This is a genomic window from Streptomyces sp. NPDC006711, from assembly GCF_042869775.1.
Lineage (GTDB): Bacteria > Actinomycetota > Actinomycetes > Streptomycetales > Streptomycetaceae > Streptomyces.
In genome coordinates, this window is the sequence record NZ_JBIAGO010000005.1 from 291,925 (window position 1) to 306,099 (window position 14,175).

Sequence of the window (14,175 nt, forward strand, 5' to 3'; positions counted from 1 at the left end):
CGCTGTATCTGACAGGATGAACAGCGAGTCCGGTGCGTGAACAGCAGTTGTGAACAGCAGTGAGGAGATCGCGGTGTCTGCAATGTCGGCGGGTCGGTCAGCCCTGCGGATGGGACCCGCGGAGCTGGTGCAGGCGGCGGCCATGGCCCGCCGCTTCTACCTGGAGGGGAAGTCCAAGATCCAGATCGCCGAGGAGTTCGGCGTGAGCCGCTTCAAGGTGGCCCGGGTCCTGGAGACCGCCCTGGAACGCGATCTCGTCCGGATCGAGATCCGCGTCCCCGCCGAACTGGACGCGGAGCGCTCCGACGCCCTGCGCGCCCGGTACGGGCTGCGGCACGCGGTCGTCGTGGAGTCCCCGGCCGAGGGCGAGGAGACCTCGCCCGACCCGGAGAACCTGGGGGAGGTCGCCGCCGATCTGCTCGGTGAGCTGGTCAGCGAGGGCGATGTGCTGGGCCTGGCCTGGGGCCGCTCCACCATCCACATGGCCGCCGCCCTCGACCGGCTTCCGCCCTGCACGGTGGTCCAGCTGACCGGGGTCTACGACGCGGGCACCGCCGAGCGCGGCTCCGTCGAGGCGGTGCGCAGGGCCGCCCAGGTCTCCGGCGGCGAGGCCCACCCCATTTACGCCCCGATGCTGCTTCCCGACCCGGCGACCGCCGCCGCGCTGCGCAACCAGACCGGGATCGCCCGCGCCTTCGAGTACTTCGACAAGGTCACGGTCGCGGCGGTGTCCATCGGCTCCTGGGAGCCCGGCATCTCCACCGTGCACGACATGCTCAGCGACGAGGAGCGGGCGCACTACGCCTCGCTCGGTGTCGCCGCCGAGATGTCCGCGCACCTCTTCGACGCCCAGGGCCGCCGGGTCGGCCGTGACCTGGGGGAGCGCTGCATCACCGTCGAGGCCGACCGGCTGCGCCGCATTCCCGAGGTCGTCGCCATCGCCGGGGGCCAGCGCAAGGCGGCCGCGATCGACGCGGTGCTGCGCTCGGGCCTGGTCACCAGCCTCGTCACCGACACCGCCGCCGCCGACTTCCTCCTCAACGAGACCGGTCCCAAGCCCCGGCCCGCCCTGAACCGCGCGGACCCGGACGGCGTCTGAGCCACCGGGGGCGCCGCGCCCCCGGTGTGCTCACGCCGCGGCCCCCGGAGCCGCGGCCCCCGGAGCCTCAGCCGCCGTAGACGCGCTCGGCGTTGCCCGCCGACACCAGGGCGGCCACCCGGTCGGCGTCCGCCTCCGACCACGCCCCCGACCCCGTCCAGCCGTTCAGGAGTTGGTCAAGGGCGTCCCGGTAGAGCCGGGCCCCCACCACGTACAGCTCGGCGAGGCCGTACGCGTCCGTCGAGAACAGCAGCTTGCCGAACGGGGCCAGCTCAAGGAACTCGGCGAGGACCGCTGTGGCCCGCGTCCCGGTGTGGCCGAGCGAGAGCCCCACGTCCGCGTACACATGCGGGTAGACATGGGCCAGATAACCTGCGGCCCGGTGGTAGGGGTAGCCGTGCAGCAGGATCAGCCGGCAGCCCGTGGGGCGCACCGCGCGGATGAAGTCGGTGAGCAGCAGCGGATCGCAGCGGTGCAGCCTGAGGTCCGGGTCGCCGAACCCGGTGTGGATCTGGAGCGGCAGCCCGGTCCCGGCCGCCGACCAGAGCAGATGGCGCAGCAGCACGGAGTCGGTGATCCGCCCGGCCCCGCCGGACAGCCACGCGGCGGTGGCCGCCCGGAGCTCGGCGCCGCCCGGCGGTTCGGGCGCGAAGTCCAGGCCGTACCGGTATCCGACCACCGATTTGAACCCGGCGGTCGTGCCCGCCGCCGTAGCGATCGCGTCGTCCAGCACCGCCAGAAACTTGTCCGGATCACGCTCCTTGTCACCGGTGCGTTCCGCGAGGTGTTCCAGGCGTACGATCTCGCGCGCGTCCGCCCCGCCGAGCCGGGCCAGCTCGTCCGGGGTGGTCAGATCGCCGGGCAGGCCGGTGTCCACCAGATAGGTGCCGATCCCGGTGGAGGAGAGCAGCAGGCGGTTGGCCTCCTCGGCACCGAGCTCGCGGCGGCGGGCCAGATAGCGCCCCGGCGGGCAGTGCGGTTCGAGCCCGAGCAGCGGCGGGCACCAGCGGCGCACCGCGAAGCCGAGCTGGGTGTCGAAGAAGCTGGTGCCGTTCGCCGCCGGGGCGTCGGATTCGGTCAGGAACGCCTCGAAGGCGGCGTCGTCGGGGTCGGAGCGCAGCACGCCGTGACAGTGGTGGTCCACGAGCGGCAGCACTCAGTACCTCCCGCGCGTGGCTTCGGCGATCTCGCGCGGTGTGCGGCCGTCGAAGAGCTTGGTGTCGCCCTGGCGTACCGCGACGATCGCCTCGAAGAGCGCGTCGCCCAGGGCCTCGCGCAGGGTCGCCGACTCCATGAAGTGGTCGACGGCCTCGGGCAGTGAGCCGGGCAGCCGCCTGGCGCCTTCGGCGTTGACGGGGTCACCGGCGACCGGGTCGGGCAGCCGCAGCCCCGCGTCCACTCCCGCCAGGCCCGCCGCGATCACCGCGCCCGTCACCAGATAGGGGTTGGCGGCCGGGTCGAACGACTTGACCTCCGCGTTCGCGGCGTCCTCGGCGCCGGGCGGGCCGGGCACGAAACGCAGCGCCGCCTCCCGGTTCTCGGGCCCCCAGCACTGGAAGGCACCCGCCCAGCGCGAGGGTGCGAGGCGCAGATAGCTCGCCGGGCTCGGGGCGCCGATGGCGAGCAGCGCGGGCAGCGCGTCCAGGACGCCGGCGAGGAAGGACTCGCTGGTCGCGGTCATCCCGGACGGGCCGTCGCCGCCCCGGCACAGGTTGCGGCCGTCCTGCCACAGGCTGAGGTGCAGATGGGCACCGTTGCCGACGCCCTCGGGGTCGATGATGGGACCGAACCACGGGGTCAGGCCGTGCTGGAGGGAGACCGCCCGGATCGTCTCGCGCACCAGCACCGCGAGGTCCGCCGCGCCCACCGGATCGGCCGGGGCGACCGACACCTCGAACTGGCCGGGCGTGTACTCCGGGTGGATCTGCAACACCTCGACGCCCTGCGCCTCCAGCGCGCCCAGCACATCACCCACGTACTGCGAACGTTCGACGATCCGCGCCATCCCGTAGGCGGGCCCCGCGAGCGGCGGGTCGACCACCCACTCCGTCTCGAAGCCCATCCGCAGCCCGATGCCGTGCTCGGCGGCCCGCTCGGTCATGCGGCGGGCGAACTGGCGCTGGCAGGCGGTGTGGGGCCGTCCCGACTGCTCGAACCGGTCGGCCGGCGCCCACGCCCAGCCCGGCTGCGCGGCGAGCACGGTGAGCCGGTCGAGGTCGGGGATCAGGCGCAGATCGCCGTCGGGACCGCCGATGTGGGGGCTCGTGGTGACCGAGTCGTCCACCAGATACACGTCGAAGACGGGGGACATGCCCACGCCGTGCGCCGCGACCTGCGCGAGCCGCGTGGTCGGCACCACCTTGACGCGGGTGAGGCCCGCCACGTCCACCCAGGTCAGCGCGACCGCCCGGACCCCCTCCGCGGTCAGCCTGGCAGCCGCGAGCCCGGCCTCCTGTGCCCGCCGTTGTGCCTGCTCCCGCTGTCCAGCGCCGTGACCCTGCTCCACCGCTTCATTCCCTTCCGTCGCGAGGGGGCTCCTCCCTGTCCGGGCCGAGCCGGGAACCGGAAAGAGCGGTCACCGTCGCGACCGTGTCCGCGTGCGAGGCGTCTTTGTCCTCGCGATAGCGCACTACCCGTGCGAACCGCAGTGTCACCCCTTCCGGGTAGCGCGATGATCTCTGTACGCCGTCGAAGGCCACCTCGACGACGAGTTCCGGCCGCACCCGCACCCCCCAGGGCTCCTCGGCCACCGCCAGTTCCCGCAGCCGTCCGGTCTGCCAGGCGAGCAGCGCGTCGGTGAGCCCCTTGAACGTCTTGCCGAGCATGGCGAACGTGCCGTCCTCGCGGCGCGCCCCCAGATGGAGATTGGAGAGCAGGCCGGTGCGCCTGCCGTGGCCCCACTCCGCCGCCAGGACCACCAGGTCCAGCGTGTACACGGGTTTGACCTTCAGCCAGGACGCGCCGCGCCGCCCCGCCGCGTACGCCGAGTCCAGCGCCTTGAGGACCACGCCCTCGTGCCCCCGCTCCAGCGTCCGGGCGGCGAACTCCTCGGCCGCGCGCCGCTGTCCGGGATCGGCCGCATCCTCCACCACGTACCGCCGCACCCGGCGGGGCTCGGGTGCGACGCGGACCAGCTCGGCGTGCCGCTCGCGCACGGACAGATCCAGCAGGTCCCGCCCGTCCACCGACAGGAGGTCGAAGAAGACGGGGACGAGCGGCAGCCGGTCCTGGGCGCCCGAGACATCGAGCCGCGACCCGACGCGTCCTGCGATGTCCTGGAAGGAGCGCGGGCGTCCGTCGGGCCCCAGCGCGATCACCTCGCCGTCCAGTACGGCACGGTCGGCCGCCAACTCCCTTGCCGCCTGCACCACTTCGGGCAGCCGGACGCCGATCTCGTCGAGGGTGCGGGTGAACACCCGCACCGTGTCCCCGTCCTTGTGCACCTGGGCGCGGATGCCGTCGAGCTTCTCCTCCACGACGCACGGGCCGAGCCGGTCGAGCCCTTCGGCGACGTCCTTCGCGCTGTGCGCGAGCATCGGCAGCACGGGCCGCCCCACATCGAGGCGGAACGCGGCGAGCGCGGCGGGCCCCTCGGCCAGCAGGGCCCGGGCCACCGTGCCGAGCGAGCCGCCCAGCATCACCGCGCGCCGCACATCGGCCGGAGCCGCGCCGGAGGCCGCCGCGAGCCCTTCCACGGCGGCCGCGTCGAGTGCGCCCTGGCGCACCTCACCGACGATCAGCGCGACCAGGAAGTCCTGCTCCACGGCGGTGGCCGCCGCCATCAACTCCCCGGCCAGCCGCCTGCGTTCGCCCTGGGCGCCCTTGCCGGCCACCGCCGAGATCGCGTCAAGCCGCTCGTCCACCTCCCGCACGGTCAGCGAGGGCGAAGCGGCGGGTGGCGGGCGGTCCTTCAGGGCGCTCCAGCCGAGCCCGGTGCGCCGCTGCGGGAGCCGGCCGGCGAGGTAGGTCACCACCAGGGGCGCCTCGTCCGGCGCGGTGGCCGAGAAGAGCCGGGCGAGCAGCGCGGACTTCTTCGAACGCGAGGCGGTGGCGGCGATGTCGGCGGAGGCCGTGGCCACGTCGGCGAGGAGCATGACTCCATCGTGACCCGGAAACATCACTCCACGCATTCGCTCGCGGCGCCTTCGGATGGGAGCATCACCACATGATCAACAGGTTGGCCCGGTTCGTCCTCGCCCCGCTCCTGGTGTGTCTGGCGGTGCTCCTGGCCGGGTGCGCGGGCAAGGACACGGCCACATCGTCAAGCTCCACGCACCCCGCATCCGCATCCGCCTCCGCGTCGGCGCCCGGCTGGGCCAAGGGCATGGCCACGGTCGCGGCGGCCTCGCTGCCGCCCGAGGCGCGCCGGACGCTCGGGCTCATCGACAAGGGCGGCCCCTTCCCGTACAGCAAGGACGGCGTGGTGTTCGGCAACTACGAGAAGGCGCTGCCGCAGCGCGGGCGCGGCTACTACCACGAGTACACCGTCGACACCCCGGGCTCCCGTGACCGGGGCGCCCGCCGGCTCATCACCGGGCAGGGCGGGGAGTTCTACTACACCGGGGACCACTACAAGACGTTCAAGGCGGTGCTGCGATGACGGCCGAACCGTACGGCTTTTCCGACTCCCTGCGGGCCACGGGCTGGCTGGTCGACGTCGTCGACCTCGACGGGGTGCTGAGCAAGGCCGCGTTCATGGACCGCGTGGCCACCGCGCTGGTGCTTCCCGAGTGGTTCGGACGGAACTGGGACGCCCTCGCCGACTGCCTGGGCGATCCGGACTGGGGCCCGGCCGACCCCGGCCGCCTCCTGGTCCTGACCCACTGGCGCCCGTACGCGGCCGAGCGGCCGGACGAGTGGGCCATCGCCCTGGACGTGCTGGGCGAGGCGGCCGGAACGGGCCCGCACGGAACCCTGGCAGTGCACCTCGCGCTCGGAGGATCGCACCAGGCCCCGCGCCCCGGTCCTGGATGATCGGCCCGGGCGGCGCAATCGTATGAACATGGGACAATGAACTACGTGCTTTTCCCCTGGCTGAAATGCCTGGGGCCACCTCGAACGACTGGGATGTTCAGCACGTGCGTTTCCTCAACGACATCAAGCCGCCGTACGACCTGACGTACGACGATGTGTTCATGGTGCCGAGCCGCTCCGCGGTGGGCTCCCGCCAGGGCGTCGACCTCGCCTCTCCCGACGGCACGGGCACCACCATCCCGCTGGTCGTCGCCAACATGACCGCGATCGCCGGGCGCCGCATGGCCGAGACCGTGGCGCGCCGCGGCGGCATCGTCGTGATCCCCCAGGACATCCCGATCGAGGTCGTCACCGAGGTGATCTCCTGGGTCAAGACGCGCCACCTGGTGCTCGACACCCCGATCGTCCTCTCCCCGGCCCAGACCGTCGCCGACGCGCTGGCCCTGCTGCCCAAGCGCGCCCACAACGCTGGCGTCGTGGTCGACGCCGACCACCGGCCGGTCGGTGTCGTCACCGACACCGACCTGACGGGCGTGGACCGCTTCACCCAGCTGTCCGAGGTCATGGCCAAGGACCTGCTGCTCCTGGACGCCGACATCGACCCGCGCGAGGCCTTCAACAGGCTCGACGGCGCCAACCGCCGCTACGCCCCCGCCGTGGACAAGGACGGCCGCCTGGCCGGCATCCTGACCCGCAAGGGCGCCCTGCGCGCGACGCTCTACACCCCCGCCACCGACGCTCGGGGCAAGCTGCGCATCGCGGCCGCCGTCGGCATCAACGGCGACGTGGCGGGCAAGGCCAAGCAGCTCCTGGACGCCGGCGCCGACACCATCGTGGTGGACACCGCGCACGGCCACCAGGAGTCGATGATCGCCGCGGTCAAGGCCGTGCGCGGCCTCGACCCCCAGGTGCCGATCGTCGCGGGCAACATCGTCGCCGCCGAGGGCGTGCGCGACCTGATCGAGGCCGGCGCGGACATCATCAAGGTCGGTGTGGGCCCCGGCGCCATGTGCACCACCCGCATGATGACGGGCGTCGGCCGCCCGCAGTTCTCCGCCGTCCTGGAGTGCGCCGCCGAGGCCAGGAAGTTCGGCAAGCACGTCTGGGCCGACGGGGGCGTGCGCCACCCGCGCGACGTCGCCATGGCGCTGGCCGCCGGCGCCTCCAATGTCATGATCGGCTCCTGGTTCGCCGGTACGTACGAGTCCCCCGGCGACCTGCACATGTCGGCCGAGGGCAACCTGTACAAGGAGTCCTTCGGCATGGCCTCCGCCCGCGCGGTCAAGAACCGTACGAGCGAGGAGTCAGCCTACGACCGGGCCCGCAAGGCCCTGTTCGAGGAGGGCATCTCCACCTCCCGCATGTTCCTCGACCCGGCCCGCCCGGGCGTCGAGGACCTGATCGACTCGATCATCGCGGGCGTCCGCTCCTCCTGCACCTACGCCGGTGCCTCCTCGCTCGCCGAGTTCGAGGAGAAGGCCGTCGTCGGCATCCAGTCCGCCGCCGGTTACGCCGAGGGCAAGCCGCTGCACGCCAGCTGGAGCTAGCCTCCCGCCGCGCCGCATCGCGCGGTGCCGCACCGAGCCCCCGCGAGCCCTTTTACGTTTCAGGGTCGCGGGGGCTCCGGCATGTGCGGGGCGAGCGCGCGTGCCACCGCCGCCCCGAGCAGGGCGTGGCCCTCGTCGGTGGGGTGCAGCCCGTCCGCGAGGTGGTCCGGAGTCAACAGGCCCTGCCCGGGCAGGAGTTGGAGATGGCCGTCGCCCTGGGCCATCAGCTCGCGGGCCGCGTCCTCCATGGCGCCGCGCAGCTGGGCGAGCGTCGCGCCGAGCGCGTTCGGGGTCTCCTCCGCCTCCGGGTGGAGCAGCGGAGAGACCAGGAGCAGCGGGGTGCTGGGATGCCCGCGCCGTACGAGCCGCACGAAGGCGAGCAGCGTCTCGTACATCAGCGGGGCCGAGAACGGCGCCGACCAGCAGTTGGTGCCGAAGGCGAGCGTGAGCACATCGGCGCGCAGGCGCGCGAGCTGTTCCGCGATGGGCAGTTCGCCCCGGCCGCCGCCCGCGTAGCCGAGATTCACCGTGTCCAGGCCCAGCTTGCGGCCCGCGACGAGCGGCCAGGCGTGCGCGGGCCGGGTCGACCACCAGCCCTCCGTGATGGAGTCCCCGTGCACCAGCCAGCGCGGCCGGGCGCACGCCGGCGCGATGGCGCCGCCCACGCCCCGCACCCCGACGACCACCGGCGCCTGCGATTCGGGCGGATGGATGGTGAACGGCCCGGGGGAGCGCGGCAGTTGGATCCGTACGCGCCCCTCCTCGTGCGGCGCCACCGTGGTCTCGGCCACGCAGTGCTCGCCCTGCCAGAGCGCGAAGGTGTGGGCCAGTTCGCGCAGCGCCTCACCCCTGCCCGGCACCCTGGCGCGGTAGCGCAGCTCCACCGAGGTGGCCCCGCGCGCGACGAACTCGATCCGCGTCCCGATGGGCAGCGCGGCCCGCTCCCCGGTGTCCCACGGCAGCCGCATCACGTCGTCCGGGTCCGCCCGCACCGGCCGTCCCTCGGGGTCCAGCCAGGCCACCCCGCGCAGGAAGGGGGCGGGGTCGAGCCAGCCCGTGGCCGGCTGCCCGGCGGTCGTGTGCGGTATGTGCGCCGTCATGGGGCGCGACCCTGCAACAGGGCTGAGGAGGTGTCAAGGCGGCCCCGTGACCAGAGCCACTGAACGGGCCCGTCGGCAGGGCCCTGAGCAGGGCGTACGCACGGATCGAACGTTGATGTGCAACAAATGTCCACCTGTCGCACTCGCGCGCAATGATCGGCCATCGATGCGCAAGGTTGCTGCATTACGACCGGGAAGAAGAACCCCATAAGGTTCTCGCCGTACGTGGAGTGGCGGGGACCGCCTGCTCGGCGGAACCGGCCACGGGATGGCTTCACGCTGCCCGGAATGTCCCCTCGTGCGGGAAGGCCGGTCCGTCGCGGTCGCCCGTCGTCCGATGGCAGCGATAAGGAGCCACCTCAGTGCTGGATCAAGGCGCAGCGCCACCCTCGACCGATGCCCCCGCCGCCCGGGGCCCGCGCCCCGGGCATGGCCTGATGCGGCGCAAGCCGGTGGAAGAGCTGGTCGCGGAGGGTGGCCAGGGTGAGGGCGGGTCCCTCAAGCGCTCGCTCGGCATGTGGCAGCTGACCATGATCAGCATCGGTGCGACGCTCGGCACCGGCATCTTCGTGGTGCTGGGCGAGGCCGTCCCCAAGGCCGGGCCCGCCGTCACGATCTCCTTCGTGCTCGCCGGCATCACGGCGCTCTTCTCCGCCCTTTCCTACGCCGAGCTGGCGGGCTCCATCCCCGTCGCGGGCTCCTCGTACTCCTACGCATACGCAACGCTCGGCGAACTCGTCGCGTGGATCTGCGGCTGGTGCCTGATCCTTGAGTACGGGGTCTCCGTGGCGGCGGTCGCCGTCGGCTGGGGGCAGTACCTCAACGAATTCCTCGACGGCACGATCGGCGTGACCATCCCCGACGCGCTGTCCGCGCCGCCCGGCACGGGCGGGATATTCAACCTGCCCGCGCTGATCGTGGTGATCCTCGCCATGGGTCTGCTGCTGGGCGGCGCCCGTGAGTCCGCCCGCATCAACACGATCATGGTCGGCGTGAAGATCGCCGCGCTCGTGCTCTTCTGCGTGATCGGCTTCATGGGCTTCAAGTCCGGCAACTACGCCCCCTTCATGCCGCTGGGCACGGCCGGGGTCAGCGGGGCGGCCTCCTCGCTGTTCTTCTCCTACATCGGCTTCGACGCGGCCTCCACCGCCGGCGAGGAGGCGAAGGACCCCAAGAAGGACCTGCCCCGCGCGATCATGCTGTCCCTGTTCATCGTCACGGCGCTTTACGTGCTCGTCGCGTTCGTCGCCGTCGGCGCCCGCCCCTGGAAGAAGTTCGAGGGCTCGGAGGCGGCGCTCGCCGGGATCATGAAGGACGTCACCGGGCACTCCTTCTGGGCCACCCTGCTCGCGGCCTGCGCCGTGATCGCCATCGCGAGCGTCGTCCTGACCGTGCTGTACGGCCAGACCCGCATCCTGTTCGCGATGTCCCGCGACGGCCTGGTCCCCAAGGTGTTCGCCAAGGTCGGTCCGCGCAGCGGGACGCCGGTCGTCAACACCATCGCGGTGTCGCTCTTCTGCGGCGTCCTCGCCGCCGCCGTGCCGCTCGGCAGCCTCGCCGACGCCACCAGCATCGGCACGCTCTTCGCCTTCGCGCTGGTCAATGTGGCCGTCGTCATCCTGCGCCGCACCCGGCCCGACATGCCGCGCACCTTCCGCGTGCCACTCGGCTGGCTCATCCCCGTCCTCGGCTTCCTCACCTGTGCCTACCTCATGTGGAACCTCGACGGGGTCACGTGGGAGTACTTCGGAGGCTGGATGGCCGCCGGTCTCGTGATCTACTTCGGATACGGCCGCCGCCGTTCCCGGCTGGCCCCCGCCTCACAGAAGCGATCCACCCGCAGTGCGACTCAATGACCTCGATGAACGCATCGTCCACGCGCTCGCCGAAGACGCCCGCCGCTCCTACGCGGACATCGGCTCGCTGATCGGCCTGTCCGCGCCCGCCGTCAAGCGGCGCGTGGACCGGCTGCGGGCCGAGGGCGCGATCACCGGGTTCACCGTGCGGGTGGACCCGGCGGCGCTGGGCTGGGAGACCGAGGGGTTCATCGAGATCTACTGCCGGCGCAACACCTCGCCCGATGCGATCAGGCGGGGGCTCGAGCGGTATCCCGAGGTTGCCTCCGCGTCCACCGTGACCGGGGAGGCGGATGCGATCGTGCAGGTCTTCGCTTCCGACATGCGGCACTTTGAGCGGGTGCTTGAGCGGATTGCGGGCGAGCCGTATGTGGAGCGCACGAAGTCCGTGCTGGTCCTCTCCCCCCTCCTACGCCGCTACACCTCAGGCAGCCCAGCCTGACCCCCTGGGGCTCCGCCCCAGACCCCGTTCGCGCCTAAAGGGCGCTCGTCCTCAAACGCCGGACGGGCTGGGTATGCCCATGCGGGCTAGCACCAACCCCGCCAGGGGCGCGGGGAACTGCGCGACCAGCCACGCACGGTCCGCAGCCGAGGTCCCTGGGGCTCCGCCCCAGACCCCGTTCGGCCTGAACGGCCTCGTCCTCAATCGCCGGACGGGCTGGGTATGCCTGGGCATGAGCCCTGTTAGGGGCGCGGGGAACTGCGCGCCCAGCCACGCACGGTCCGCAGGCGAGGTCCCTGGGGCTCGGCCCCAGACCCCGTTCGGCCTGAGGGGCCTCGTCCTCAAACGCCGGACGGGCTGACCGAGCACATGCGGGCCGGCACCAGCGCCGCCAGGGGCGCGGGGAACTGCGCAAACGCCTGCACCCCCGCCCCGCCCGCCGCACGGCGCTTCGCGCAACGAATCGCCGCGCGGGCGCAATCTTCCGCAACGATTCACGCAGCCACACGCAACGCTGCCGCCTTGTCCCCCGCGAACAGCGGAACGTACCGTCTAGTGACCCCACCCCGCACTCCCGCCCCACCCGAGGACCGCCCATGCCCGCGTTGCGCACCGCCCTGCTCCAGAGTTCCGGCAGTCTCTCGGACGTCGCCGCGAACCTGAAGGCGCTGGACGAAGCGGCGGGCCGGGCGGCCGGGACCGGTGCCGGGCTCATCGTCTGCCCCGAGCTGTTCCTCACCGGGTACGCCATCGGCGACGACATCGCCAAGCTCGCCGAACCCGCCGACGGCCCCTCCGCGCGGGCCATCGCGGACATCGCCGTACGCCACGGCCTGGCCGTCGTCTACGGCTACCCCGAGCGCGAGGGCGACGCCGTGTACAACGCCGCCCAGCTCATCGGCCCCGACGGCACCCGCCTCGCGAACTACCGCAAGACCCACCTCTTCGGCTGCTTCGAGCAGGAGGCCTTCACCCCGGGCGACCAGGCCGTCGTCCAGGCCGACCTGAACGGCCTCCGCGTCGGCATGATGATCTGCTACGACGTGGAGTTCCCGGAGAACGTACGGGCCCACGCCCTGGCCGGCACCGACCTCCTCCTGGTCCCCACCGCCCAGATGCACCCCTTCCAGTTCGTCGCCGAGTCCGTCGTGCCGGTGCGCGCCTTCGAGAACCAGCTGTACGTCGCGTACGTGAACCGCACCGGACCCGAGGGCGAGTTCGAGTTCGTCGGGCTCAGCTGCCTGGCCGGCCCCGACGGCGCCGCCCGGGCCCGCGCCGGGCGCGGCACCGAGCTGGTCGTCGGTGACGTCGACCCCGAGTTCCTGGCCGCCTCGCGCGCGAACAACCCCTACCTGCGCGACCGCCGCCCCGGCCTCTACGCCTCCCTCATCTGAGCCCCGGGCCGCCGGGCCCCGCCGCTCCTCCCCCCTCAACTTCCGTACTGCGCAAGGAGTCCGTACCCCATGACGTCCACGGTGCCCACCGCCGTCCAGCACATCGACGAGCAGCCGCCCGTCACGATGTTCGGGCCGGACTTCCCCTACGCGTACGACGACTTCCTCGCGCACCCGGCCGGGCTCGGCCAGATACCCGCGACCGAGCACGGCACGGAGGTCGCGGTCATCGGCGGCGGCCTGTCCGGCATCGTCGCCGCGTACGAGCTGATGAAGATGGGCCTCAAGCCCGTCGTGTACGAGGCCGACCAGATCGGCGGCCGGCTGCGCACCGTCGGCTTCCCGGGCTGCGATCCCGAGCTCAGCGCCGAGATGGGCGCCATGCGCTTCCCCCCGTGCTCCACGGCGCTCCAGCACTACATCGACCTGGTGGGCCTTGAGACCAAGCCGTTCCCCAACCCGCTCGCGCCCGACACCCCCTCCACCGTCGTCGACCTCAAGGGCGAGTCGCACTACGCGACCTCCGTCGACGAGCTGCCGGCGGTGTACCGCGAGGTCATGGACGCGTGGAACGCCTGCCTGGAAGAGGGCGCCGACTTCTCCGACATGAACCAGGCCATCCGCGAACGCGACATCCCGCGCATCCGCGAGATCTGGGCCAAGCTCGTCGAGAAGTTCGACAACCAGACCTTCTACGGCTTCCTGTGCGACTCGGAGGCCTTCAAGTCCTTCCGGCACCGCGAGATCTTCGGCCAGGTCGGCTTCGGCACCGGCGGCTGGGACACCGACTTCCCCAACTCCATCCTGGAGATCCTGCGCGTCGTCTACACCGAGGCCGACGACCTCCACCGCGGCATCGTCGGCGGCTCCCAGCAGCTGCCGCTGCGCCTGTGGGAGCGTGAACCGCAGAAGATCATCCACTGGGCGCAGGGCACCTCGCTCTCCTCGCTGCACGACGGCGCGCCCCGGCCCGCCGTCACCCGGCTGCACCGCACCGCGGGCAACCGCATCACGGTGACGGACGCCGACGGCGACATCCGCACCTTCCGCGCCGCGATCTTCACCGCGCAGTCCTGGATGCTGCTCTCCAAGATCGCCTGCGACGACTCGCTCTTCCCGATCGACCACTGGACCGCGATCGAGCGCACCCACTACATGGAGTCCTCGAAGCTGTTCGTGCCGGTCGACCGGCCGTTCTGGCTGGACAAGGACGAGGAGACCGGCCGTGACGTCATGTCGATGACGCTCACCGACCGCATGACGCGCGGCACCTACCTGCTGGACAACGGTCCGGACAAGCCCGCCGTCATCTGCCTGTCCTACACGTGGTGCGACGACAGCCTCAAGTGGCTCCCGCTGTCGGCGAGCGAGCGCATGGAGGTCATGCTCAAGTCGCTCGGCGAGATCTACCCGAAGGTCGACATCAGGAAGCACATCATCGGCAACCCGGTGACCGTGTCCTGGGAGAACGAGCCGTACTTCATGGGCGCGTTCAAGGCGAACCTGCCCGGGCACTACCGCTACCAGCGCCGCCTGTTCACCCACTTCATGCAGGACTCGCTGCCCGAGGACAAGCGGGGCATCTTCCTCGCGGGCGACGACATCTCCTGGACGGCCGGATGGGCCGAGGGCGCCGTGCAGACCGCCCTGAACGCGGTGTGGGGCGTCATGCACCACTTCGGCGGCGCGAGCGACGCGAGCAACCCCGGCCCGGGTGACCTCTACGACTCGATCGCCCCGGTCGAGCTGCCCGAGGACTGAGG

At 72.0% G+C, this 14,175-nt stretch carries 12 protein-coding genes; 8 read left to right on the top strand and 4 right to left on the bottom strand.

Going from position 1 to position 14,175, the window contains the following annotated elements:
* Positions 1–49: 49 nt before the first annotated feature.
* Positions 50–1,099, top strand: a complete 1,050-nt coding sequence (locus tag ACFYM2_RS14130; protein ID WP_261714903.1) for a sugar-binding transcriptional regulator — start codon at positions 50–52, stop codon at positions 1,097–1,099.
* 67 nt (positions 1,100–1,166) lie between these two features.
* Here the strand turns inward: ACFYM2_RS14130 and ACFYM2_RS14135 are convergent, their stop codons facing one another.
* From ACFYM2_RS14135 to ACFYM2_RS14145, 3 genes are read right to left on the bottom strand one after another with little or no spacing between them, the layout of a single operon-like run.
* Positions 1,167–2,255, bottom strand: coding sequence for an amidohydrolase family protein (locus tag ACFYM2_RS14135; RefSeq protein ID WP_388836127.1), 1,089 nt, complete (start codon positions 2,253–2,255; stop codon positions 1,167–1,169).
* The gene (locus tag ACFYM2_RS14140; RefSeq protein WP_388836130.1) at positions 2,256–3,605 is read right to left on the bottom strand and encodes a glutamine synthetase; all 1,350 of its coding nucleotides are present in this window, start codon (positions 3,603–3,605) and stop codon (positions 2,256–2,258) included.
* 4 nt (positions 3,606–3,609) lie between these two features.
* Positions 3,610–5,193: an ATP-dependent DNA ligase gene (locus ACFYM2_RS14145; RefSeq protein ID WP_388836133.1), complete on the bottom strand. Its 1,584-nt coding sequence runs from the start codon at positions 5,191–5,193 to the stop codon at positions 3,610–3,612.
* Positions 5,194–5,264: 71 nt separating this feature from the next.
* Here ACFYM2_RS14145 and ACFYM2_RS14150 point away from each other — a divergent pair, with 71 nt between their 5' ends.
* From ACFYM2_RS14150 to ACFYM2_RS14160, 3 genes are all read left to right on the top strand, one after another.
* On the top strand, positions 5,265–5,699 hold the full coding sequence (locus ACFYM2_RS14150; RefSeq protein WP_388836136.1) for a ribonuclease domain-containing protein: 435 nt from the start codon (positions 5,265–5,267) through the stop codon (positions 5,697–5,699).
* Positions 5,696–6,073 carry a barstar family protein gene (locus tag ACFYM2_RS14155; protein WP_358996639.1) on the top strand — a complete coding sequence of 126 codons (378 nt, stop codon included), beginning with the start codon at positions 5,696–5,698 and terminating at the stop codon, positions 6,071–6,073. The genes ACFYM2_RS14150 and ACFYM2_RS14155 overlap by 4 nt, the downstream gene beginning before the upstream one ends.
* A gap of 65 nt (positions 6,074–6,138) precedes the next feature.
* Positions 6,139–7,620 carry a GuaB1 family IMP dehydrogenase-related protein gene (locus ACFYM2_RS14160; protein ID WP_358996642.1) on the top strand — a complete coding sequence of 494 codons (1,482 nt, stop codon included), beginning with the start codon at positions 6,139–6,141 and terminating at the stop codon, positions 7,618–7,620.
* 59 nt (positions 7,621–7,679) lie between these two features.
* Here ACFYM2_RS14160 and ACFYM2_RS14165 read toward each other — a convergent pair whose 3' ends face one another.
* On the bottom strand, positions 7,680–8,720 hold the full coding sequence (locus tag ACFYM2_RS14165) for a GDSL-type esterase/lipase family protein (RefSeq protein ID WP_388460225.1): 1,041 nt from the start codon (positions 8,718–8,720) through the stop codon (positions 7,680–7,682).
* Between the two features lie 362 nt (positions 8,721–9,082).
* Here ACFYM2_RS14165 and ACFYM2_RS14170 point away from each other — a divergent pair, with 362 nt between their 5' ends.
* From ACFYM2_RS14170 to ACFYM2_RS14185, 4 genes are all read left to right on the top strand, one after another.
* Positions 9,083–10,576: an amino acid permease gene (locus ACFYM2_RS14170; protein ID WP_358996648.1), complete on the top strand. Its 1,494-nt coding sequence runs from the start codon at positions 9,083–9,085 to the stop codon at positions 10,574–10,576.
* Positions 10,563–11,018 carry an Lrp/AsnC family transcriptional regulator gene (locus tag ACFYM2_RS14175; protein ID WP_261714895.1) on the top strand — a complete coding sequence of 152 codons (456 nt, stop codon included), beginning with the start codon at positions 10,563–10,565 and terminating at the stop codon, positions 11,016–11,018. The genes ACFYM2_RS14170 and ACFYM2_RS14175 overlap by 14 nt, the downstream gene beginning before the upstream one ends.
* A 596-nt stretch (positions 11,019–11,614) precedes the next feature.
* On the top strand, positions 11,615–12,412 hold the full coding sequence (locus ACFYM2_RS14180; protein ID WP_388836140.1) for a carbon-nitrogen hydrolase family protein: 798 nt from the start codon (positions 11,615–11,617) through the stop codon (positions 12,410–12,412).
* A gap of 69 nt (positions 12,413–12,481) precedes the next feature.
* Complete coding sequence (locus ACFYM2_RS14185) at positions 12,482–14,173, top strand: NAD(P)/FAD-dependent oxidoreductase (RefSeq protein ID WP_350229287.1); 1,692 nt, start codon at positions 12,482–12,484, stop codon at positions 14,171–14,173.
* Positions 14,174–14,175 lie beyond the last annotated feature (2 nt).

Excerpts from the sequence above, each read along its gene's own strand:
- ACFYM2_RS14145 (WP_388836133.1), bottom strand. The coding sequence starts at position 5,193 with ATGCTCCTCGCCGACGTGGCCACGGCCTCCGCCGACATCGCCGCCACC.
- ACFYM2_RS14150 (WP_388836136.1), top strand. The coding sequence starts at position 5,265 with ATGATCAACAGGTTGGCCCGGTTCGTCCTCGCCCCGCTCCTGGTGTGT.
- ACFYM2_RS14155 (WP_358996639.1), top strand. The coding sequence starts at position 5,696 with ATGACGGCCGAACCGTACGGCTTTTCCGACTCCCTGCGGGCCACGGGC.
- ACFYM2_RS14160 (WP_358996642.1), top strand. The coding sequence starts at position 6,139 with ATGCCTGGGGCCACCTCGAACGACTGGGATGTTCAGCACGTGCGTTTC.
- ACFYM2_RS14165 (WP_388460225.1), bottom strand. The coding sequence starts at position 8,720 with ATGACGGCGCACATACCGCACACGACCGCCGGGCAGCCGGCCACGGGC.
- ACFYM2_RS14180 (WP_388836140.1), top strand. The coding sequence starts at position 11,615 with ATGCCCGCGTTGCGCACCGCCCTGCTCCAGAGTTCCGGCAGTCTCTCG.
- ACFYM2_RS14185 (WP_350229287.1), top strand. The coding sequence starts at position 12,482 with ATGACGTCCACGGTGCCCACCGCCGTCCAGCACATCGACGAGCAGCCG.